The sequence below is a fragment of the Kaistella sp. SH40-3 genome (genome assembly GCF_030686865.1).
Classification (GTDB): Bacteria; Bacteroidota; Bacteroidia; order Flavobacteriales; family Weeksellaceae; genus Kaistella.
Genome location: NZ_JAQYUS010000004.1, coordinates 20,451 through 42,856, shown reverse-complemented (window position 1 = coordinate 42,856; position 22,406 = coordinate 20,451). Strand labels below are relative to the sequence as shown.

Annotated in this window: 22 protein-coding genes; 14 read left to right on the top strand and 8 right to left on the bottom strand. The window is 34.7% G+C overall.

From position 1 onward, the window contains the following. Nucleotides 1-28 precede the first annotated feature (28 nt). Entirely contained in the window at nt 29-664 is a 636-nt protein-coding gene (gene rsmG / locus PUH65_RS07820) for a 16S rRNA (guanine(527)-N(7))-methyltransferase RsmG (protein ID WP_305519365.1), read from the bottom strand. A gap of 100 nt (nt 665-764) precedes the next feature. Here rsmG and PUH65_RS07815 point away from each other — a divergent pair, with 100 nt between their 5' ends. Continuing rightward, nucleotides 765-1,964: a pyridoxal phosphate-dependent aminotransferase gene (locus PUH65_RS07815; RefSeq protein WP_305519364.1), complete on the top strand. Its 1,200-nt coding sequence runs from the start codon at nt 765-767 to the stop codon at nt 1,962-1,964. A 75-nt stretch (nt 1,965-2,039) separates the two neighbouring features. Here PUH65_RS07815 and PUH65_RS07810 read toward each other — a convergent pair whose 3' ends face one another. Further along, a complete protein-coding gene (locus PUH65_RS07810; RefSeq protein WP_305519363.1) occupies nt 2,040-2,351 on the bottom strand; it encodes a hypothetical protein in 312 nt (103 codons plus the stop codon). A gap of 397 nt (nt 2,352-2,748) precedes the next feature. Between PUH65_RS07810 and PUH65_RS07805 the strand changes: the two genes are divergently transcribed. From PUH65_RS07805 to PUH65_RS07760, 10 genes are all read left to right on the top strand, one after another. Continuing rightward, entirely contained in the window at nt 2,749-3,189 is a 441-nt protein-coding gene (locus PUH65_RS07805; protein ID WP_305519362.1) for a hypothetical protein, read from the top strand. Between the two features lie 3 nt (nt 3,190-3,192). After that, nucleotides 3,193-3,981 (top strand): glycosyl hydrolase family 18 protein, encoded by a 789-nt coding sequence (locus PUH65_RS07800; RefSeq protein WP_370692030.1) that lies wholly within the window; start codon nt 3,193-3,195, stop codon nt 3,979-3,981. An 18-nt stretch (nt 3,982-3,999) separates the two neighbouring features. Beyond that, nucleotides 4,000-6,030: a bifunctional polysaccharide deacetylase/glycosyltransferase family 2 protein gene (locus PUH65_RS07795; protein WP_305519361.1), complete on the top strand. Its 2,031-nt coding sequence runs from the start codon at nt 4,000-4,002 to the stop codon at nt 6,028-6,030. A 303-nt stretch (nt 6,031-6,333) separates the two neighbouring features. After that, nucleotides 6,334-7,092 (top strand): TolC family protein, encoded by a 759-nt coding sequence (locus PUH65_RS07790; RefSeq protein WP_305519360.1) that lies wholly within the window; start codon nt 6,334-6,336, stop codon nt 7,090-7,092. Between the two features lie 6 nt (nt 7,093-7,098). Continuing rightward, nucleotides 7,099-7,644, top strand: a complete 546-nt coding sequence (locus PUH65_RS07785) for a TolC family protein (RefSeq protein ID WP_305519710.1) — start codon at nt 7,099-7,101, stop codon at nt 7,642-7,644. 11 nt (nt 7,645-7,655) lie between these two features. Then, complete coding sequence (locus tag PUH65_RS07780; protein ID WP_305519359.1) at nt 7,656-8,891, top strand: efflux RND transporter periplasmic adaptor subunit; 1,236 nt, start codon at nt 7,656-7,658, stop codon at nt 8,889-8,891. A 10-nt stretch (nt 8,892-8,901) separates the two neighbouring features. After that, nucleotides 8,902-9,651, top strand: a complete 750-nt coding sequence (locus tag PUH65_RS07775; protein ID WP_305519358.1) for an ABC transporter ATP-binding protein — start codon at nt 8,902-8,904, stop codon at nt 9,649-9,651. Nucleotides 9,652-9,655: 4 nt separating this feature from the next. Further along, nucleotides 9,656-10,885, top strand: coding sequence for an ABC transporter permease (locus tag PUH65_RS07770; protein ID WP_305519357.1), 1,230 nt, complete (start codon nt 9,656-9,658; stop codon nt 10,883-10,885). Between the two features lie 193 nt (nt 10,886-11,078). Then, complete coding sequence (locus PUH65_RS07765) at nt 11,079-13,667, top strand: phosphatidylglycerol lysyltransferase domain-containing protein (RefSeq protein WP_305519356.1); 2,589 nt, start codon at nt 11,079-11,081, stop codon at nt 13,665-13,667. Continuing rightward, complete coding sequence (locus tag PUH65_RS07760; protein WP_305519355.1) at nt 13,664-14,335, top strand: AcvB/VirJ family lysyl-phosphatidylglycerol hydrolase; 672 nt, start codon at nt 13,664-13,666, stop codon at nt 14,333-14,335. The genes PUH65_RS07765 and PUH65_RS07760 overlap by 4 nt, the downstream gene beginning before the upstream one ends. 80 nt (nt 14,336-14,415) lie before the next feature. Here the strand turns inward: PUH65_RS07760 and PUH65_RS07755 are convergent, their stop codons facing one another. Next, nucleotides 14,416-15,195 (bottom strand): zinc ribbon domain-containing protein, encoded by a 780-nt coding sequence (locus tag PUH65_RS07755; RefSeq protein WP_305519353.1) that lies wholly within the window; start codon nt 15,193-15,195, stop codon nt 14,416-14,418. A 3-nt stretch (nt 15,196-15,198) separates the two neighbouring features. Continuing rightward, complete coding sequence (locus tag PUH65_RS07750; protein WP_305519351.1) at nt 15,199-16,296, bottom strand: Nif3-like dinuclear metal center hexameric protein; 1,098 nt, start codon at nt 16,294-16,296, stop codon at nt 15,199-15,201. A 57-nt stretch (nt 16,297-16,353) separates the two neighbouring features. Between PUH65_RS07750 and PUH65_RS07745 the strand changes: the two genes are divergently transcribed. Continuing rightward, nucleotides 16,354-17,184, top strand: a complete 831-nt coding sequence (locus PUH65_RS07745) for an ion transporter (RefSeq protein WP_305519350.1) — start codon at nt 16,354-16,356, stop codon at nt 17,182-17,184. A 382-nt stretch (nt 17,185-17,566) separates the two neighbouring features. Here the strand turns inward: PUH65_RS07745 and PUH65_RS07740 are convergent, their stop codons facing one another. The 3 genes from PUH65_RS07740 to PUH65_RS07730 all read right to left on the bottom strand — a co-directional run bounded on the left by PUH65_RS07740 (nt 17,567) and on the right by PUH65_RS07730 (nt 20,387). Beyond that, nucleotides 17,567-18,619, bottom strand: a complete 1,053-nt coding sequence (locus PUH65_RS07740) for a peptidylprolyl isomerase (RefSeq protein ID WP_305519349.1) — start codon at nt 18,617-18,619, stop codon at nt 17,567-17,569. Between the two features lie 86 nt (nt 18,620-18,705). After that, entirely contained in the window at nt 18,706-19,215 is a 510-nt protein-coding gene (locus PUH65_RS07735) for an FKBP-type peptidyl-prolyl cis-trans isomerase (protein ID WP_305519347.1), read from the bottom strand. A 98-nt stretch (nt 19,216-19,313) separates the two neighbouring features. Further along, the gene (locus PUH65_RS07730) at nt 19,314-20,387 is read right to left on the bottom strand and encodes a branched-chain amino acid aminotransferase (RefSeq protein WP_305519346.1); all 1,074 of its coding nucleotides are present in this window, start codon (nt 20,385-20,387) and stop codon (nt 19,314-19,316) included. A gap of 84 nt (nt 20,388-20,471) precedes the next feature. On the opposite strand from PUH65_RS07730, the gene mnmD reads away from it, so the two are divergent. After that, nucleotides 20,472-21,146, top strand: a complete 675-nt coding sequence (gene mnmD / locus PUH65_RS07725; protein ID WP_305519345.1) for a tRNA (5-methylaminomethyl-2-thiouridine)(34)-methyltransferase MnmD — start codon at nt 20,472-20,474, stop codon at nt 21,144-21,146. A 56-nt stretch (nt 21,147-21,202) separates the two neighbouring features. Beyond that, nucleotides 21,203-21,619 carry an NUDIX hydrolase gene (locus PUH65_RS07720; RefSeq protein WP_305519344.1) on the top strand — a complete coding sequence of 139 codons (417 nt, stop codon included), beginning with the start codon at nt 21,203-21,205 and terminating at the stop codon, nt 21,617-21,619. On the opposite strand, the gene PUH65_RS07715 is transcribed toward PUH65_RS07720, so the two are convergent. Beyond that, nucleotides 21,614-22,405, bottom strand: a complete 792-nt coding sequence (locus PUH65_RS07715) for a S1/P1 nuclease (RefSeq protein ID WP_305519343.1) — start codon at nt 22,403-22,405, stop codon at nt 21,614-21,616. The genes PUH65_RS07720 and PUH65_RS07715 overlap by 6 nt on opposite strands. Nucleotide 22,406 lies beyond the last annotated feature (1 nt).

Genomic DNA, 22,406 nt, shown 5'->3' with positions numbered 1-22,406 from the left:
GAATTTTAAATATTAATGATAAGTAAAATTAGGAATTGAAATTTCCCTTAGATAAATATACTACTTTTTTAGTATCGAAAAACTCGCCTTCAAAATGATCTTTTAATTGAAATAATTCTGCTTTTAAACCCGCAAGTTCTTCGCCTAAATCGCCACCCTTTAAATAAAGAACGCCATTGTGTTTTGGATTAATTTGCTCTTTTAAGAATTTGCCTCGAAGCCAACGCAGAAAAACCGGCATTTGCGTGACTGCTCTGCTCACTACAAAATGATATTGATCTTTTACATCTTCGGCTCTGCCATGGATTGCTGTAATATTTTTCAACCCAATTCCTTCAGAAACTTCTTTTACAACGGTAATTTTTTTACCGATAGAATCAATCAAAGTAAACTGAACTTCCGGAAATAAAATTGCGAGTGGAATTCCGGGAAAACCACCGCCTGTTCCAATGTCCAGGACTTTTGTATTGGGTGCAAATTCCATTACTTTTGCAATTCCAAGGGAATGCAGAATATGTTTTTCATAAAGGGAATCCATATCTTTTCGAGAGATCACATTGATTTTCTCATTCCATTCCCGATACAATCCGTCAAGGTCAGCGAACTGTTTTTTTTGGATTTCAGAAAGATTAGGAAAGTATTTTTCGATTAACTCTAAAGACATTTTATTGCAATTTTTTTACAAAAATAAACAAAGGATTTCACAATAATTTGGTTTGTGCTTTCAAACTAAAAAATTATCTTTGATTCTTTTAAAAATAACTATGGAAAAATTCTCTGACCGCTTGAATCGGATGAGTTTTTCGCAAACGTTTGTGATGAGCAACAAAGTGCGGGAAATGAAATCTCAAGGAATCGATGTCATCAGTTTAACGCTGGGCGAACCCGATTTCGATGTTCCGGATAATATTAAGGAAGCGGCTTTTGCAGCAATAAATAATAATTTCAGCCACTACTCGCCTGTTCCCGGATTTCTGGATTTACGAGAAGCAATTTGTGGTAAACTAAAAAGAGATAATAATTTAGAATATAGTGCGTCGCAGATCTGCGTTTCTAATGGTGCCAAACAGTCCATTCTCAACGTACTTGCATCAATTATAAACGATGGCGACGAAGTAATTCTTCCTGCACCGTATTGGGTGAGTTATGATGAAATGGTGAAAATGATGGGTGGAAAATCGGTGTTCGTAGAAACTTCGATTGACACTGAATTTAAGATGACTGCAGAACAACTTGAAAAAGCGATTACGCCGAAAACAAAAGCGGTGCTTTATAGTTCTCCCTGCAATCCATCCGGAAGTTATTATACGTATGAGGAATTAGAAAGTATAGCCAATGTGATTGCGAAATATCCTCAGATTACCATTATTTCTGATGAGATTTATGAGTTTATTAACTACGAAGGCAAACATACTTCGATTGCAGAGTTTCCGCAGGTTTATGAACAGACTGCGGTGATTAATGGAATGTCGAAAGCATTTGCGATGACCGGCTGGAGGATTGGCTATTCGGCTTGTCCGACCTGGTTGGCAAAAGCATGTGAAAAAATTCAGGGACAAATGACAAGCGGTGCGAATTCGATGGCGCAGAAAGCCTCGATTACGGCTTTGCAAACAGATCCAAGTGAATATCGTTTTATGATTGATGAATTTAAAAAACGACGTGATTTGGTTTTTTCTTTAATAAAAGAAATTCCTGGCTTCAAAGTAAACTATCCGAAAGCGGCGTTCTACTTTTTTCCTGATATTTCGTTTTATACTGGTAAAACTTTAAATGGGACTTACATTAAAGATGCTGATGATTTTGCTATGTTTCTTTTAGAAAATGCTCATGTAGGAACTGTTGGCGGCGTTTCTTTTGGAAATGCAAATTGCATACGGTTTTCTTATGCGGCCTCTGAAAAAGACCTGACAGAAGCCATGAAACGAATTCATGAATTTTTAGATCAAGTAGAAATCAAATAATAGAAAAATCCTTAGAAATATAATTTTAAGGATTTTTTTTGATATGCTATTTTAAAATCTTTTGCTTTGACGGACTTAGTTCAAAAAATAAGTTGATAGAAAATTCACAAAACGATTCATATCCTGTCGCATCGAAAATGCTAACAGATATTTTAACTGTAAGAGAAGTGGCTCAAAACCGTTTGCCAGTTTTAGAAATTCACGTTCAGGAATAATTCCATAACATTTACCATTGTGCATGATATTGAGTGCGCGATCTCCCAAAGACACAGTCATACTTCCTAGTTTTTTGTAAAAAGTATACTCGCTTACTTTCACAAAACCGTCTTCCAACATTTCGGAAATCAGTTTGTTAAAGAGTTTTTGTCCTTCTGGTGATAAATTCATGATGATTAAATAACGATTGTAAAATTAATAAAAGTAAGTATTAAAACAATCAAAAAAACATTGATTTTATTTGAAATTCTTTAAAGTATCATATTAATGAGATTTAATTTTTCTTTCCATTATAATAGATAAAAGCATTTATTAACAATCTACTTTATTTAAAATATTCATCAAAATTAAAGTTTCAAAAAAGAAATCCGTTTTAAAACTGAATTACCTTTGATTATCAAATTAAATGAAAAATGTTGGAACACTCACGACAGGTATTTAAACAAGCAGTTCAAAACGGTACAGCCTCACCAAGTGGTTTTTCCGTACCGTTGGTTTTATTTTACTTTTCGTACTTATCGTTGTCGGACTTGCAGTGGTTCGAGGGAAAAATCCGTCGATGCCACAAATGAATTCTATTCGAGCATCTTTTGAATCTAAAGTAAATCCAGATAATAAATTCACCTTAGCAACACCGCTGAACAAAAAATTTAAGGGTTTCAAAGATTTTCTTCAAAAGAAAATTCTGGCAGAAAAAAGCAATACCAACGTCGTAAATGCAAAACTGATTCGCGGTGCTTTTTACGTTCCGTGGTCTCCCCTTTCGCTTTCTGATCTTCGTGCCAATGGAAGTAAGTTGAACACCATTTACCCAGAATGGTTTTTTATTAATCCAAAAACATTTCAACTCGATTCCCGGATTGACAAAGAAGCGCTTTCGGTGATGAAATACCATCAATTAAGTGTGCAGCCGATTCTTAATAATTTTATTTCTGTTCCTGGAAAACAAGGGGATTTCAGCGGGGATTTATTGCATACCGTTTTGCATAATCCGCAGATTCAGAATTAACTAATTGGTCAAATTATTAAGACTTTAAAAGCAAATAATCTTCAGGGAATCAATATCGATTTTGAGGAAATGAAAGAAAATTCAGATGAATATTTGAATGCTTTTATGAAAAACCTCTACACTCAATTCAAGCAAAACGGGCTGATTGTTTCCATTGATATTATGGCAGATAATACCGATTACAATCATAATTATTTAAAAGATTACACGGATTATTTTATCGTCATGGCGTATGATCAGTTTAATGATAACTCGCAAGCCGGACCAGTCAGCGACCAGAAATGGATTGAAAAACAACTGGATCAAATCGCAAAAGATATTCCCTCAGAAAAACTAATTCTCGGTATGGGAGCGTACGGACGACAATGGATTACAGATGAAAATGGCACCCGAACAGAAGATCTGACTTACAGCCAGGTGATTGATCGTGCCAAGATTTCTAAATCGAATATTGATTTTGATGAAAATTCCTACAATCTTCATTATGCTTATAATTTTTCGGGAAGTGATGATGAACCTGCTTCTAAAAATAGTGTTTGGTTTACCGATGCAGCAACGGTTTATAATATCATAAGATTTTCTGATGATTACCGAAATGCCGGAACTGCAATCTGGAGACTGGGAAGTGAAGATCCTAGAATCTGGTCTTTTTATGCTCGAGATTTAAGTGCTGAAAGTTTGGCGAAAACACCTTTCAATTATACTATTTTGGAAATGATGCCTCCAAATTTTAACAGCAAACCAACCGCAATTGGAAGTGGTGAAATTATTAATATCCTCTATTCGCCATAGCAAGGACGTACAAAAATATTGACAGATAAAAATGAAAACTTAATTGCTTCTGAGCATTATTCCCAATTACCATCGGGATTTCTGTATGAGAAATTTGCAGAAGACAGTACACGAATCGGTCCTGGACATAAGATTATTTTAACTTTTGATGATGGGCCAAGTGCGAAATACACTCCGCAAATTCTCGATATTTTAGAAAGAGAAAAAGTTCCTGCTACTTTCTTTCTCATTGGCGAAAATGCCGAAGCCAATATTCCATGGGTTCAAAGAATAAACCGAAATGGTTTCGAAATCGGAAATCACACTTTCACCCATGGAAATTTGGCGAAAATGTCTCCGGAAAGAGCGGCTTTGGAATTGAAAACAACCCGTTCTTTAATCGAATGTATCACTGGGAAATCAACCGTTCTTTTCCGTGCGCCTTATAATGCCGATTCCGAACCGCAGACGTATGAGGAACTGGAGCCTTTAGTCCAAAGCAAAAGGGATAATTATATTGCAATTGGGGAAAGTATCGATCCAAATGATTGGGATCCGAAAATGAATGCAGATTCTATCGTCAACCGAACCATCCGTTTTGCGACTCAGAATAATGCGAGTATTATTTTGCTTCACGATTCTGGTGGTGATACCAGACAACCGACTGTTGATGCGCTCCCAAGAATCATTAAATATTTTAAAGACAAAGGTTGCAAATTTACAACCGTCGCAGATTTAATGAAAGTCCCCGAATCTGAATTAATGCCACCTGTAAAGAGAAGTTGGAAAAATGACCTTAATTTCTTTTTCGCTTCAGCAAGTTACTGGATCGGACAAGTCATTTACGCGCTATTTTTAATGGGGATTATTCTCTCAATAAGCAGGATGATTTTCATGGGAGTTTTGGCCTATGTTCAAACCAAAAAGGAAAAAAAGTTATGGTCAGAATTTAAAGGAATTCCTGATGGTTTGGAAGTAAGCATTATTGTTCCGGCATATAATGAAGAAGTGAATTCAATAAGAACCGTGGAATCTTTATTGAGTCAGGACTGTCCAAATATTGATATTGTTTTTGTAGATGATGGCAGTAAGGACGAAACTTTTGAAAACGTAAAAAAAGCCTTTGAAGGAAATCCTAAAGTAAAAGTTTATACCAAATCAAACGGTGGAAAAGCATCGGCTTTGAATTTCGGAATCTCAAAAACCAATTCAGAATTCATTGTTTGTATTGATGCTGATACTCAACTTAAAACCGATGCCGTTTCTCAATTGATGAACAGCTTTTATTTGGCGGGAAAACCAACTGAAGTCGGCGCTGTTGCAGGAAATGTGAAAGTCGGAAATGAAATCAATATGATTACAAAATGGCAAAGCATTGAATATATTACTTCTCAGAATTTCGACCGTCGTGCTTTTTCATTGTTAAATTGTATTACGGTAATTCCAGGTGCTTTGGGTGCTTTTCGAAGACAGGCAGTTATCGATGCTGGTGGATTCACGACCGATACTTTGGCCGAAGATTGCGACTTAACCATGCGACTTCATAAATTAGGATACATTATTGAACATTGTAATAATGCTATTTCTTATACCGAAGCGCCTGAAACGATTGGTCAGTTTTTGAAACAGCGTTTCCGCTGGAGTTTTGGTATTCTGCAGAGTTTCTGGAAACACCGTGATGCGATTTTCAGAAAGAAATATAAAAACTTCGGAAAAGTGGCTTTACCTAATATTTTGCTTTATCAAATTTTGTTGCCGTTTTTGGCTCCACTGGCCGATTTGCTTTTGGTGGTAAGTTTAATTCTCTCGGGTTTGGGCTTAATTGTCGCCGATCCTTATCACATCATTTTATATTATTTGATTTTTTCATTGGTTGATATTGCGGGCGCTGCGTTGGCGTTTGCCTTCGAAAAAGAAAAATTCAGCAAACTGGTTTGGATGATTCCGCAACGTTTGGTTTATCGGCAGTTGATGTATTATATTTTATTTAAATCCATTAGAAAAGCCATGAAAAGTGAAATTCAAAATTGGGGTGTTTTAAAAAGAACAGGAAATGTAAAAACGGCTTAATTTGTTTTTTCTTAAACCACAGAGAGGTAAAATACCAATGTAAAACGTAGCAAATTACAAGAGTGCAAAAAAATAAAATCTGATTTTTATAAACTCATTTTGTAAAATATTTATTGACTAATTTAGAGAAACGCTTTTGGAAACTTTTGCGGTTAAAAAAAATAGAAAATCTCTAGTAGTAAATACATAACCTTGATTAAATTATTTCTTCAATTGAGGTTAATATTAAGTTAAAATTTAGAGTATTCAATTGTTTGGTTTAATATTTCCTAACATTAAAAACAGGAGTTCAAAATAGAAATTATGAAAACAAAAATAGTATTTCTAATCATTCTGAATGCTTTTTATCTAAATGCTTTCTCGCAAAATAATAAGTATCCAGATCAATGGACTCTTGGTAAATGTATTGATTACGCAAAAGTCAATAATTTCAGTATTACTTCTTTGCGGCTTTCAAAAAACGCTACAGATCAAGATCTTTTGCAGGCAAAAGCAGCAAAGTATCCCAATCTTAACGGAAGTGTTTCCCAAGGGATTTTCGCTGTTAATGGCAGTAATGGTCTTCATGTTAATGGTTTAAACTCCCAAAGTATTGGCGCAAATTCCTCGATGATTCTTTACCATGACAATAATATTAATAATACAGTTTTGTCAAAAGGGCAATTGGTTCAAATGGCTGACTTGTCTGTAAAAGAGGCTGAAAATAATATAACGCTGAGCGTAACTCAGGCATTTTTGAATATTGTGATGTCTCAGGAAAATATTGTAGCACTTCAAAATTTATTAATCACCACTCAAACTCAAATAAAACAAGGCAATCAACTCTATGATGCCGGAAGTATTTCTAAATTAAATTTCCTGCAATTGCAAGCACAGCAAGCGCAAGATGAATACAATTTGATTGCTGCACAGAATGCTTTGAGAACGGATTTATTGAATTTGAAACAGTTACTGCAATTACCTTCAACGTACGACTTTCAGATTTCTGCACCTTCAACTATTTTGGTTAGTGATGATCTTAAAAGTCTTCAGGAAGTTCAGGATTTAGCCCAAAACGAATGACCCGAAATTAAGTACGGACAATTAAATATCGAGAATTCTGAAACCAATTTGAAAATAGCGCAGTCCTCCATTAAACCAACTTTAAGTTTAGCGGGAAATATTTCAACAGGTTATTCTCAAGGAAATGGTAGTTATTTTAGTCAGTTGGGAAATCAGTTTTATTTGCCAGTAGGTTTAAGTTTGGGGATTCCCATTTACAATAACCGTATTTATAAAACTGCCGTAGAAAAATCAAAAATAGAAATCGTCCAGGCTAATTTAAGTTTAGAAAATGCAAGAACTGTTTTGAACCAGCAAATCGAACAAGCATTTATTAATCTACAGAATTCAATTTCACAATATGAATCGGCGGATAAACAGATGAAGATCAATGAAGAAACTTACGCAATTGTAAATGCTCAAATGAAATTAGGTGCGATAGATTATGTTCAATTGCAGCAACAGAAACTGATTTACATTCAGGCGCTTCAAAATTATTTGCAGGCAAAATATTCTGCAGTTCTGAATAAAAAAATCTATGAATTCTATGCTGGGCAAGAAATCAATTTATAAAAACATTAAAAATGAAAAATAAAAAATGGCTGATTTGGGCAGTTGTGGCTTTGGTTTTAGGAATTGGACTTTGGTACTATTTCAAAAAAAGTGAAGCAATTAAAATAGAACTCACAACGGTAAAACCCGAAATGGGAGATATCACAGAGTCGATTACCGCAACTGGTACGATTCAGCCCGTTGATACCGTTGCAGTCGGAACACAGGTTTCTGGAACAATAAGCAGAATTTTTGTAGATTTCAACACTCAGGTTAAAAAAGGTCAATTGCTTGCAACACTGGATCCCGCCCTCCTCAAGGATCAAAGTTTACAAATTGCAGGAAATCTTTCCAATGCCAAAAGTAATTTATCATATAATCAAAACAACTACAATCGCCAAGCGCAACTTTATAAAGTTGGTGCAATTAGCAAAGCCGATTTGCAGGTAGCACAAAACCAATACAATGCGGCTAAGGCTCAGATTATGTCGATTAATGCACAACTTTCTGCTGCTAATAAAAATTTATCTTTTACCAATATTTATTCACCGATTGATGGTACCGTTTTATCCAGAAATGTAAGCGAAGGTCAAACCGTAGCTGCAAGTTTTAGTACACCGACTTTATTTAGTATTGCGAGGGATTTAACCAAAATGCAAGTGCGTGCATCCATCGATGAAGCTGATATCGGAAATGTAAAAAATGGACAAAAAGTAACTTTCACGGTAGATGCTTTTCCTGATCTTAATTTCAATGGTGAAGTCACTGAAATTCGTTTACATCCAACCGTATCCGCAAATGTAGTGAACTACATAACCATCATTAATGCAGATAATCCTGGCTTAAAATTGAAACCAGGAATGACGGCCAATATTTCAGTCATCACGAGTGATATTTCTAAAGTTATGAAAATTCCAGCACAGGCAATTAGTTTTAAACCAGATTCTTTGGTAGCAAGTAATTACACCATTAAATCTCAATATACCGCAAGTCAGAAAAAACAATGGAACGGTAAAGAATCCAATGCTAATATGCCTAAAGATGAAGCGGCAGTTTGGGTTTTGGCAGCCGATCAGTCTGTTTCAATGAAAAAAATAAAAACAGGAACCAGCAATGATACCGATTTACAAGTTACTTCAGGATTAAGTTTAAATGATAACGTTATTACAGGTTACAAAACACTGACTAAAAAATCAGGTGGTGCTGCGAAAAGTCCGTTTCTACCACAAAGAGGCGGCGGTAACAAAGGTGGCGGTGGACCAAGATAAATTAAATAAGATGGCAAAAATATTAGAAATCATCGATGTTAAAAGAGATTTTGTAATGGGTACGGAAGTCGTTCACGCTCTGCGTGGCGTAAGTTTCAGTGTAGAGGAAGGTGAATTTGTGACCATCATGGGACATAGCGGATCCGGAAAAACGACCATGCTCAATATTTTAGGTTGCCTCGATAAACCTACCACCGGAGAATATTTGCTGGATGGGGTTAACGTGAAAGATTTAGACAAAGACCAACTCGCTGGATTAAGAAATCAAAAAATAGGTTTTGTTTTTCAGTCCTATAATTTACTCGCCAGAACGACTGCTTTGGAAAACGTGGAACTTCCACTTTTATACAATTCAAAAATATCGGGAAAGGAACGATATGAACGTTCATTAAAATCTTTAGAAACCGTAAAATTAAGTGATCGTGTAGATTATCTCCCAAACCAGATGTCGGGTGGTCAACAACAAAGAGTTGCTATTGCTCGGGCTTTGGTCAACGAACCAGTAATGATTCTGGCTGATGAAGCGACAGGGAATTTAGATACCAGAACCTCTTATGAAATAATGACTTTAATGCAGGATTTGAATAAGCAGGGTAAAACAATAGTCTTCGTAACCCACGAACCAGATATCGCCGTGTTCAGCGGCAGAACCATCACCTTGAAAGACGGAAAAGTAATTAAGGATGTTAAGAATGAAAATGTTAAAAGTGCAAAAGAAGCATTGGATAGTCTGCCCATAGATGTTGATTATAAAATCTAAAAAAATGAAATTCTCCAATTTATTCAAAATTGCCTGGAAAGCCATTGTCCGAAATAGATTGCGGGCTTTTCTTACCATGCTCGGAATCATCATTGGCGTGGCTTCGGTTATCGCAATGACTGCAATTGGAGAAGGCTCCAAAAAAAGCATCAGTGATCAACTTTCTTCCATGGGATCGAATATGATTAACATACGGCCTACCAGTAATGTGAATGATTCTGGTGGTGCAAGAATCGGCGCATCGGGATTGCAAAGTTTAAAAACGGACGATGTTGATGCGATTCTGAAAGGTGCTCCTGATGTTTCCTACGTCTCGCCTGCAGTGCAAACCAACGGGCAATCCATTAACGGTTCGAATAACTGGCCTACTCAACTTCAAGGTGTGAATGCAGACTATTTTAAAATTCGCGACTGGAATGTTTCTGACGGTTCTCTTTTCACTGCCAAAGATGTTACCACGTCCAATAAAGTCTGCTTAATCGGACAAACAGTTTTAACCAATTTATTTCCAAACGGTGATGATCCAATCGGAAAGGTCATTCGATTTAATAAAATCCCAATGACCATCATAGGAGTTTTAGAGGCAAAAGGAACCAATACTTTTGGGCAAGATCAGGATGATATTATCATTGCTCCTTTCAATACGGTACAGCGAAGATTTTTAGGTATTGATTATGTTCAGTCAATTTATGCATCTTCTACCAACGAAAATACTTCATCGAAAGCATCTGATGAGATTTCACAAATTCTTCGGAAACAGCACCATCTTTCACCGGACGGAAACAACGATGATTTTTCGGTAAGAACACAGGCAGAATTAATTTCAACCATGAGTTCGACCAGTCAACTCTTAACCGTTCTTTTAGCGGCAATTGCAGGAATTTCACTTTTGGTCGGCGGCATCGGGATTATGAATATCATGTATGTTTCGGTGACTGAAAGAACAAAAGAAATCGGTTTGCGAATGTCCATCGGTGCACGGGGAAAAGATATTTTGTATCAGTTTCTAATAGAAGCCGTTCTCATCAGCGTTACAGGTGGAATCATCGGTGTTATTCTGGGAATTTCAGTTACAAAAATGGTGACTGAATTTCTTTCTTGGCCAACGTATATTACAGAATATTCAATTATTCTTTCCTTTGTTGTTTGTGCGATTACAGGCGTTTTCTTCGGCTATTATCCTGCATTGAAAGCTTCAAAACTCGATCCAATTGAGGCATTGAGATATGAATGAAAATCCCGTAAATCATTTTAAACAGATTTTAATTTCATTAATAAATAATGAGTTCGATTCTCTTTTGTAATTTATTTTACTTTTTTTAATGAAAAAATATTTCCGTGATGAAATCAGAAAGACTATTTTCACCAGTAGAAAAAATTGGTATATCAGTTAAAGTTTCCTTTTATGATTTATTTGAGTAAAGTTTATGATTGAAAAAATATATTTATTTCTAAAAAAAGCCATTTTAAAAATTAGATGGCAAGAAATTCTTGCGGTACTCATTCTTTTTCTTGCCTTTGTTTTTTTTAGAAGTGAAAGAAAAGAAATGTCCTCCATTCTCCCGCAGCTTCATCAGGCAAAACCGATCTGGATTTTTGCCGGGATTCTCGTCACCTTCTTTTATGTTTTTTTACAGGGACTCATGTATGTTGCAAGTTTTCGTGCGGTTGGCGTAAAACTGAAACTTTCTGATTCGATAGAATTATTTCTGAAAAGAAATTTCCTGAGTGTTTTTCTGCCTGCTGGTGGAATAAGTTCGCTTGCTTTTACGCCTGTTCAACTTCAACGCAGAAATTTCGATAAAAACAGTATTCATAAAGCGAGTGCCATTTATGGTTTTGTCGGAATTGTCACCGTTTTTTTAGTTGGGATTCCGGTCGTTGCGTACGCTGCTATGGTCAATAAAAATTTCGGGAATTCATGGATGTGGTTATTGGGAGTTGGGGTTTTTATTGTTGCCGTTTTTTGGACGGTTAATTCACTTCGTCAAAAAGGATTTATTTATCAATTTATGATCAAACATTTCCCGTCGAAATCGAACAGTATTGATGAGTTTTTTGGCGGTAAAATCGATCGAAAATATTTTTATATCACCGTACTTATCTCTACGGTAATTGAGTTTTGCGGAATCTTTCATCTGTTGATTGCCATGTTTGCTTTTGGTGCAACCGGTTCATTTTCAGCCGCAGCAGTAGGTTATACGATTTCTGTTTTGCTGATGTTGGTTTCACCATTTTTAAGAGGTTTGGGCGCAGTAGAATTTACACTGATCTATATCCTGGCAAACTTTGGGTTCTCTCACAGTCAGGGTTTAGGAATCACTTTGCTGTACCGGGTTTTCGAATTTTGGCTGCCTTTACTTTTGGGGATTTTTGCGTTTATGTGGAACGGCAGAAAAATCATTGCCCGAATTCTTCCGGCACTCGCCATCTTTATTTTAGGACTCATCAATATTATCTCGGTTATTACTCCTCCACTTGCGAACCGACTGAAAATCGGCAAGATTTATCTTTCGGAGGACACGATGCATTTTTCAAAAATCCTGACTTTAATTGCCGGAATTCTTTTGATTGTGACTTCGGCATATCTTTTACGAGGTTTAAAGCGAGGTTGGTATTTCGCCTTGATTCTTGCCATTATTTCTTTTTTCGGGAATTTAATTAAAGCGCTCGATTATGAAGAAGCGATTGTCTCTCTGATTATTATCTTTTTCTTAGTCGTATGTAGAAAAGAATATGTACTTAAGACGAATAGGAAATATCTGCAGCGTGGTTTCTCTTGGTTATTAGGACTTTTTGCGGCGGTCCTGCTTTTTAATTTTCTGAGTTTTTACTTCATTGATAAACGTCATTTCGGTATTGATTTTACCTGGACCGAATCCTTGTATTACACGATTCACAGTTTTCTTCTTTTTCAAGATAATGGTCTGAATCCGAAAACTGGTTTTGCGCGAGATTTTGAATATCTTAATTATTTCCTTGGAATTGTTTCCTGGCTATTGCTTATTTTTTCTGTGTTTAATGTGAAGAAATTGATTAATGAGAAAAGTTCTAGCGATTTTGAGGAAGCACAAAATTTAGTAGAAACGTACGGAACTTCTTCGCTTGATTTCTTTAAATTATCAAAAGAGAAACAGTTGTTTTTTTCTGAAAATGAAGAAGGCTTTGTTTCTTACCGTGTTACAAATTCTTTTGCTTTTGTTTTGGAAGAACCAGTTTGTGAGGAAAGTAATAAAGAAACCATCATTCAGGAATTTGAAAATTTCTGCAAAGAAAATGGTTTAAAATCGGTGTATTATCGAATTGATGAGCAGAGTTTATTTCTCTTTGAACCTTTAAAAAAACAGCAATTATTTATTGGTCAGGAAGCCATAATGAATACGGAAAACTTTAAATTAGAAGGTAAAGATCGGAAATCATTGAGGAATGGTTTGAATACTTTATCAAAAAAAGGATATACTTCAGAAATTATTTACAGCCCGCAAAGTCAAGAAACTTTAAATGAAATTGAAAGCATTTCAGATGAATGGTTAAAGGAATTTGATAAACAGGAAATGGTGTTTTCGCAGGGAATGTTTGATCGGGTTGAAATTGAAGAACAGGATTTAATTGTTTTAAAAAACCAAGACGGAAAAATCGAGGCGTTCATTAATATTATCCCAGATTTTGCACCGGAAGAATGTACCTATGATTTGATTCGAAAAACTTTAACAGCACCAAACGGAAGCATGGACGCTCTCATTGTAAAGTTGGTGGAATATACTAAACTGAAGAATTTACAATACATCAATTTCGGTCTGACTCCTTTGGGCGGAATGAAACAGCCCGATAATACGGCAGAAGAAATTATGAAATTTGCCTACAACCGCGTGGGGAGTTTTAAACACTATCAAAGTCTGCGGGATTTTAAAGAAAAATATGCAGATCAGTGGGAAAATAAATATCTTATTTACGGATCTGATTTTGATTTGTTGCAAATCCCAGCCGCTTTAAATAAAATTTCAAAACCAGAATGAAAAAGTTAATTCAATTATTAAATATCTCTTCTTTTGTATTCTTAATTTCCTGTCAAGGTAATAATGCGTTCCCAATCACCGAATGGAATAGCAAGAGCGATAAACCCGTTATCTTTTATATTAGTGGTGATGGTGGTTTTAATACTTTTTCTAAAACCTTTTCGCAGGAACTTCACCAATATGGTTATGATGTTTTTACTCTGAATACGAAAAAATATTTCTGGAAAAAAAAGACTCCTTTTCAAGCCTCTCAGGATACTGAAAATTACCTGAAACAAGTAACTAAAAATAGGAAAAACAAAAAGATCATCATCATTGGATATTCTTACGGAGCCGATGTTGCACCATTTATTTACAATCGTTTTGATGCTGATTTTCAGAAAAATATTCAGGATTTAATCATTATCGGGCCTTCCAAAGTGAACGATTTTGAGATTCATGTTGAAGAATATATTATGGGTGAACAGGAATACGGATACAGTGTAGTTCATGAAATTAACCAAATCAAAAATGTTCCTTTTACTTTGGTAGTCAGTGATTTGGAATACAAGTATTTTCCGCTAAAAGAAATAACTTTAAAAGATTACCAGTTTCTGCATCTTAAAGGGAATCATCATTTTGATGGCAAGACAAAAACGCTGGCGGACTCTATTGTAAAATACTTTTAAAATAATTAAAGTTAATAAAGAGCAATAAAAAAATCCGGTTTGAAAATTTCAAACCGGATTTTATTTATTTCAGAAAAGAATTAAAATTTAATAATACTTTTCATTTTTTCGTTTTCTTCGTTTACCAAATCGTCATCAACCAAGATTTTACCTGAATGTTCATCGATAATGATTTTTTTACGTTGAGCGATTTCCATTTGTTTTTGTGGAGGAAGTGTAAAGAATGAACCTTTTGGCGCACCTCTTTCTAAACCTACAACTGCTAAACCATTTGGTGAATTGGTACGAATTCTTTGGTAAGAAGCCAACAATCTTTCATCGATATTTTTAGCAAATTCTTGTGATTTTTCGATCAAGAAATCCTCTTCTTTTTGAGTTTCTGAAACCAAATTTTCAAGTTCCTCTTTTTTGAATTTCAAGTGATTTTTTAAATCAGCAATTTTAGAATTAAGTTCTTCTAAGGTTTCGTTTTTGTGACCGATTTTCGCCCCAAACTCATTGATTCTTTTTTCCGCAAGTTGCATCTCCAATTCTTGGTATTCGATTTCTTTATCTAAAGATTCGAATTCTTTATTGTTTCTTACGTTTTCTTGCTGAGTTTTATATTTCTCAATCAAAGTTTTCGCGTGATTAATCACTTCGTTCTTCGTATTGATTTCATCATTTTGAAGTTTAATTTCAGCTTCAAATTTCTCTGCTCTTTTTTCCAGACCTTCGATTTCGATTTCTAAATCTTCAACTTCAATAGGCAATTCACCTCTTGTACTGCGGATTTCATCTAATCTTGAATCAATAATTTGTAGGTCGTAAAGTGCTCTTAGTTTGTCTTCAACGGCGATTTCTACTGTTTTTTTAGCCATATTTTATAAAAAATAGTTTACAGGGTTGGTTTTCTCGGTAGATTTTGAGACTGCAAAGGTAGTGAATTTTTGTGATAATATATCAACTAAATGCTCAGTAACAAATTGTTCAGATTCAAAATGACCAATATCGCAAATCAACATTTTGCCTTCTGCCTGAAAATAATCATGATATTTTAGATCACCTGTTAAATAAGCATCACAGTGTTGGGAAATCGCAGCGCCTATTCCACTGGCTCCACTTCCTCCCAACACACCAACACGCTTAATTTTTTTGTTCGTAAAATTAGAATGTCGAATCGCCTTTAAATTAAATTGCCTTTTTACAAAAGTCAGAAAATCTTCTTCCGTCATTTCATTTTCAAATTCACCAAATCTGCCCAATCCTGAATATTGATTTTCATTTTCTAACTGAATTATTTGATAGGCAACTTCCTCGTAAGGATGTGCAGATTTCATTGCATTTAGAATTTGATTTCTTTTGTATTTTTCAAAAATCACAGAAATCAAAACTTCATTTGCATTTTCCCGAACATCTTTCGTGCCCGAGAATGGATTTGATCCTTCAATTGGTCTGAAAGTCCCAGTCCCAGAAAGTGAAAAACTACATTCATCATAAAAACCAATATTTCCTGCACCTGCTTTAAATAAAGCGTCTTTTACTATTTCAGAAAAATCTTGCGGTACAAAAACTTCTAACTTTTGAAGGTTTTGCATTTTTGGCATTAGAATTTTTTGATTTTTAAGTCCGAGTTCTTCACAAATTCTGTAGTTCACCCCCAAATAATCATTGTCGAAAGCAGTGTGAATGGCGTAAATGGCTATTTTGTTTTCAATGGCTTTTAGCACTGCTTTTTCTACGTAATTTTTTCCGGTGATTGATTTTAAGCCAGAAAATATAATCGGATGAAAGGAAACAATTAAATTTAGGTTCTTCGCAATTGCTTCATCTACCACTTTTTCCAATGCATCATGACAAACCAAGATCCCTGTAACTTCCCTTTCCAGATTTCCACAAAGCAAACCTACGTTATCATAATCTTCTGCTTGGGCTAAAGGGATAGTGTTTTTTAGGTCGGAAATTACTTGGTTTAAAGTCATTTTGTTATGTTTGCAACGAATTTAAGAATTAAATTTGTAATTATATAGCCAATTTCAATGGAAAGAGAACATAATTTTTTGCCGGAAAAAACCCGCTGGAAAAAGAAAATATTCCGGATTATTTTTAAAGCGGATACTAAACTGGGTAAACTTTTCGATATCTTTTTATTGGTCTTAATTCTACTCAGCACTTTCATTGTCATGATGGAGAGTGTAAGGGTTTTCGATGTAAAACTACACAAAATTTTTGTGATTTTTGAAGTGGTAATTACCATCTTTTTCACCATCGAATATGCGCTCAGAATCATCACCACTAAAAATAAGAAAGACTATATTTTTAGTTTTTTCGGAATAATAGATTTCTTGGCCATTTTACCTTTTTACCTCAGTTTATTTATACCAATTACCAAGTATTTTCTGATTATTCGAATGCTTCGAATGTTAAGGATTTTCAGAATCCTTAATTTAATGGATTTTATGAACGATGGTTATTTTATTGTTACGGCTTTAAAAAACAGTTCCCGAAAAATCTATATTTTCCTTCTGTTTTTAATGATATTTTCAGTAATCGTTGGTTCGATGATGTTTATGGTTGAGGGGCACAGAGAGGGTTTTGAAAGTATTCCTCAAAGTATTTACTGGGCAGTTGTTACGGTAACTACTGTTGGTTATGGTGATGTATCACCAGGTACTCCACTTGGTAAATTTCTTTCTGTTTTATTGATGCTTGCAGGTTATTCAATCATTGCTGTTCCGACTGGAATTGTGACTGCGGAAATGAGAAATAAACGTCAGGAAATTGGTAAAACATGTGACCGTTGTGGTAATGGCGATAATGATGATAATGCTAGGTTTTGTAAAATTTGCGGTGAAAAATTAGCAGAATAAAAGGTGCATCGCAATGATGCACCTTCTTTTCTTTTTTCAAGAAATGTGTTTTCGATTCGTGAGTTATAACTAAAACTTTAATTACTTTGATCTAATAAAAATTCATCATTTGTGTTGGTTGACGGTTCATAGTTTTTACCTCATGATTCTAATACAAATATAAAGGGTTGTTGTGTTAATATTTGCAGTTAAAACACCCTTTTTTCAAGTAGATTTTATAATCATTATAGTTGATTTATTTTATTTTTCTAATGTCTTTAAATGATAATTTCCCTTTATTAAGAAGAAGGTTAATGTTCCTATTCAAAAAAAGCACCTCAATTTCTTGAAGTGCTTTGTTTTTGAATATGAAAAGGAAATTTAACATTCTCTTTTTAAAATTTTATTTTGTTAAAATAGAGTTAACTTTTACCAATTGTACATCGAAAATTAACCATGCGTTTGGTGGAATAACTCCTCCTGCTCCATTTGCTCCGTAACCTAATTCAGATGGAATTAAAAATGTTGCAGATTCTCCTTCTTTTAACAAAAGAACTCCTTCATCCCAACCTTTAATTACCTGACCAACTCCTATGGTAATATCAATCGGTTCGTTTCTTTTAAATGAAGAATCGAATTCTGATCCATCTACCAATTTACCTGCATAATGTACAGAAACATTGTCTCCTACATTTGGTTTTTTACCGTCAGTTGTTGCTGTAATTTTGTAGTATAATCCAGATGGAGTTGACTGCATTCCTGCTTTCAAATCGTCTACTAATTTTTGTTGGTTGGTCGCAAATTCTTCTTCTTTCTTCTTTTTATCCGCTTCTATTTTAGCCTGAATCGCTTTATTGTTCTCGGCGATTTTACTTTTTCCTTCAGTGAAAATTTTCGCTGCATCATAAGTTTTATACTCATCACCCTTTGAGAAAATAGCAACTTTTTCTAAAACAACATCAGTTTTAGGTTTGTCCTGTGCTCCTTTTTCAACTGCCGCGATAGTGTCAATCACTTCAATTCCGTCAACGACTTTACCAAAAATAGTATGTCTTCCGTCTAACCAAGGTGTTGCAACTTCCGTAATGAAAAATTGAGAACCATTAGTGTTTGGTCCTGAATTCGCCATTGAAAGAATTCCTTTTCCTGTGTGTTGAAGGTCGTTTTTTTCGTCATCGAATTTGTATCCTGGATCACCCATTCCGGTTCCTTTAGGATCTCCTCCCTGAATCATAAAATCTTTGATTACCCGGTGAAAAATTGTTCCATCATAAAAAGGAACTCCTTTCGCTTTCGATTTATTTTCAATTTTACCTTCAGCTAATCCAACAAAATTAGCAACCGTTACAGGTGCTTTTTTGTCTTCAAGTTTCACGATCATATTTCCTTTTGAAGTTTGGAAATTTGCATACAGTCCATCATTCAGACCTGCGTAAGTTTCTTTGTCTACGTTCATTTTTTTATAAATTGGGGTACAACTTGTTATCGAAATCGCTGCTAACGCGATTAATAAATTCTTTTTTAGCATAAATAGCAATATTTTTAAAGTAGTTTTAATTTAATTATCAAAGGCATATCATTTGAAATCTGGTCATTATCACCATAAGTTCCAAAACCCAAGGCAGAAGGAATAAGCAGTGTTATTTCCTCATCTTTTTCCATATATCTTAAGGCATCTTCCACTGGTTTTAATTCTTCGAAGCGACCAAAAACTACGTTTCTATTCTGTTTTGGTTTTTCATATAATTTCACCCAATCAAAATCATAAATATCATATTGGTAAGAAATCATTTCACCATTGCTTTTCCGAGCATGATTTGGGAGTTCTTTATCATTCACCCAATAATTCAGTTTCATTGGAAAAAAAGTTTCATCTTGATCTTTAATCCAATCTTCGATCTGGTTCCTTTCGATAAGATTAAGATTTCTAGATCTGTTTTTCGAAATATCTAGATCTTTTTCACTTAAAATCCCACCTACTGGCGGGTGAGTTGGCGCATGTTGTACACAGCCAATCAAAATAAAAGAACCAAATAAGATTATTTTTTTCATAAAAACTTTTGCGAAAATAAGCAATTCGAATTACATTTAAAAACGAAAAAACCGAGAAGAATTTATTCCCGGCTTTTATTGTTTATTTATATCGAAACTTAAACTGTTTCTAAAATATTTTTTTCTACTAAAACTCTCCATCCGAATGGATCTTCGGCAACATTTGTTTGAAGATCAACCAAATCTTTTTGAAGCGTTAAGGCAAAACTATCTTCAATGGTTAATTGTGGTAATTCTAATTTCTCATCTTTATACCCTATTGCTTTGAAAACGGTGGTTACTACAGCAGTACCAACTCCCCAAACTTCTTTAAGAGAACCATTTTTGTGCGCTTCAACTACTGATTTTACAGCTATCGGTTCTACCTTCAAATCGATTCCTCTTCTCTTTGCTAGTTGAATGAAACTGTCTCTTGTAACACCATCTAATATTTTTTCTGAAGTTGGTGGGGTATAAATGGTATCATTAATTCTCACAAAAACATTCATCGTTCCACTTTCTTCGAAATATTCGTGAGTAGCATCATCTGTCCAAATGATTTGCTCATAACCTTCTTCATTTGCCAGTTTGGTTGGATAAAAAGAAGCGGCATAATTACCCGCTGCTTTTGCAGAACCTACGCCACCGCTTGCAGCTCTTGAATAATAATCAGATATTTTCACTGAAACAGGTGCTGAGTAATAACTTTTTGCTGGTGTCGCAACAATTGCAAACATATATTTATTGGCGATTCTTGCCTTCAGTGCTTCTTCTGTAGCGAAAATTAGTGGACGGATATATAACGAATTTCCTTCACCGTAAGGAACCCAGTCTCTGTCTAAATCAATCAACGCTTTTAAGCCATCTAAAAATACTTCTGCAGGAATTTCCGGCATTGCAAGTCGAGAGGCAGATTTATTAATTCTTGCAAAATTCTTTTCGGGTCTGAAAAGAAAAACCTGACCTTCTTTGTCTTTATAGGCTTTCATTCCTTCAAAGCAAGCTTGACCGTAATTAACGCCCATCATTGCCGGAGAAAAAGGAAGTGGTCCATACGGCATAATTTTAACGTCACCCCATTTACCATCTTCATATTCGCAAATAACCATATGATCACTAAACATATTTCCGAAAGAAAAATTCTCTGGATCAAATTCTGAGATTCTCGGATTATTAGATTTTTGAATTATCATATTATAATTTTTTATTGATGTTCTACAAATTTATAATAATTTTTTAAATATCAAAATTTTAAATTAATTTTGAAAAAAATTATCATGCAAAGAGAAATTCGAACGACTTCTGATGGTAGCAAAACATTATATATCAGTGATTTAAATGAAAACTATCATTCCCATCATGGAGCGCTACAAGAAGCGCAACATGTATTTATAGATAATGGATTAAATTTAGTAAATGATTACGAAATTAACATTTTAGAACTCGGTTTTGGAACAGGTCTCAATGTTTTGGTGACAATTGATGAATTATTGAAAACTGACAAAAATCATATTGTTCACTATTTCACTTTAGAAAAATATCCCATAACTGAAGAGGAATTTAAAAATCTGGAGTATGGTTCTTTTTTTTCTAAACAGAAGGTCAAAGAAAGTTACCAGAAAATACACGAGTGTAAATGGAATGAAACTACTGAAATCTTACCCAACTTCTTTTTTACCAAATACCACTGTGATTTCTTTGAATTAAAGAATTTGAATTTGCCGAAAATTGATCTGGTATATTATGATTGTTTTGGCGCCAGAGTTCAGCCAGACTTATGGGAAAAGCCACTTTTTGAATTGGTTGCAAATACCATGAAACCAGGAGGATTGCTGACGACCTACTCTTCTAAAGGAAGTGTCCGCCGTGTTTTATTAGATCTTAACTTTAACGTAGAGAAGAAAGCCGGTCCTCCCGGAAAACGCGAAATGATTAATGCTATAAAACAATAGTGCCGAGTGAAAAATTCCTAACTTTGTTTCCTTTATAAAAAATCTAAACTTTAATTATGATTGATAAAATAAATGTCAGAGTCTATGCAGCAATTTTAAAAGAGGGAAAAATTCTTGCGCTCCATGAAGAATATGTAGGCGAAAATCTTATAAAATTCCCTGGTGGTGGGCTTGAATTCGGTGAGAGTGTTTTAGAATGTGTTCAGCGGGAATTAGAGGAAGAACTGAATATTAAAGTGAAGAATATCGAACATTTGTATACGCAGGAAGATTTCTTAGTTTCTAAATTTCGGAATAATGAGCAACTTTTAACCATTTATTATGTTGCCGAAATGATTGATGAAAATGAACTCCTTATAATGGATCCGTGTATAGAGAAAATAGAATGGGTTTCCCTCGATGCCGAAGAAAACCCATTCTTATTACCAATTGACAAAATTGTTTTTGATCTTTTGAAAAAGAAGTTTCTATAAAACTTCGTTCAGTATTTTTGCTAAACGCAATCCTCCATATAAAAGTTGACGCTCTACTAAAGGCTGAAATTTATAGTTGTAATCAAACGAGTAATTAGCATCTGCTTTAGAATTCGCATAAATTCTGGTCGCAGCTTTTTGGCTGTCATACAACCAATCTTCTAAAGTACCTAACTGAATTGTCTTTACTTCTTCTTTTGATTTTACATCTAAAACTCTGGCATATTCAGTATAACTGTATTTTTCAAAATCGACCATTTTAGAATCCCAAAGAGAATGTAAATTGGTTGGTGCACCAAAATAATTTACTTTGATTCTGTTTCCACCTAAGTCTTCTAATCTGCCAACGTGAAGTGGTTGTGCGGCATCACCCACTAAATGAACCAGAAATCTTAAAGCGATTTCCCGATCTTGTGCTGATGTTTTCTTATCTTTAATTTGATCCGAAAGAACTTTTATCTGAGTGTAGAGATTTGGTCCTTGCTGTGATTTTAAACTATCTGTAAACTGTTTGATGTTGGATTGTGGATTCACATTTACGTAATGCCAACGCTCGGTCGGTTTCCAAACCCCAGTCGTATCTGATTTAATATTATCGGGCCAGTTTGCCCAATAAGCCAATTTCTGATCGCCAATTATTTTCTTCAAATGTCTTTTTGATTTGCCAGAAAGATGATTTTGTGCAATTTCTGCAATAACTCTGTGACCGGTAGTTCCCCATGAATAACCGAAATTAAAACTCAACAATGCCAATAACAGCACGGAGTTTTGTACAATTTTTCTCATA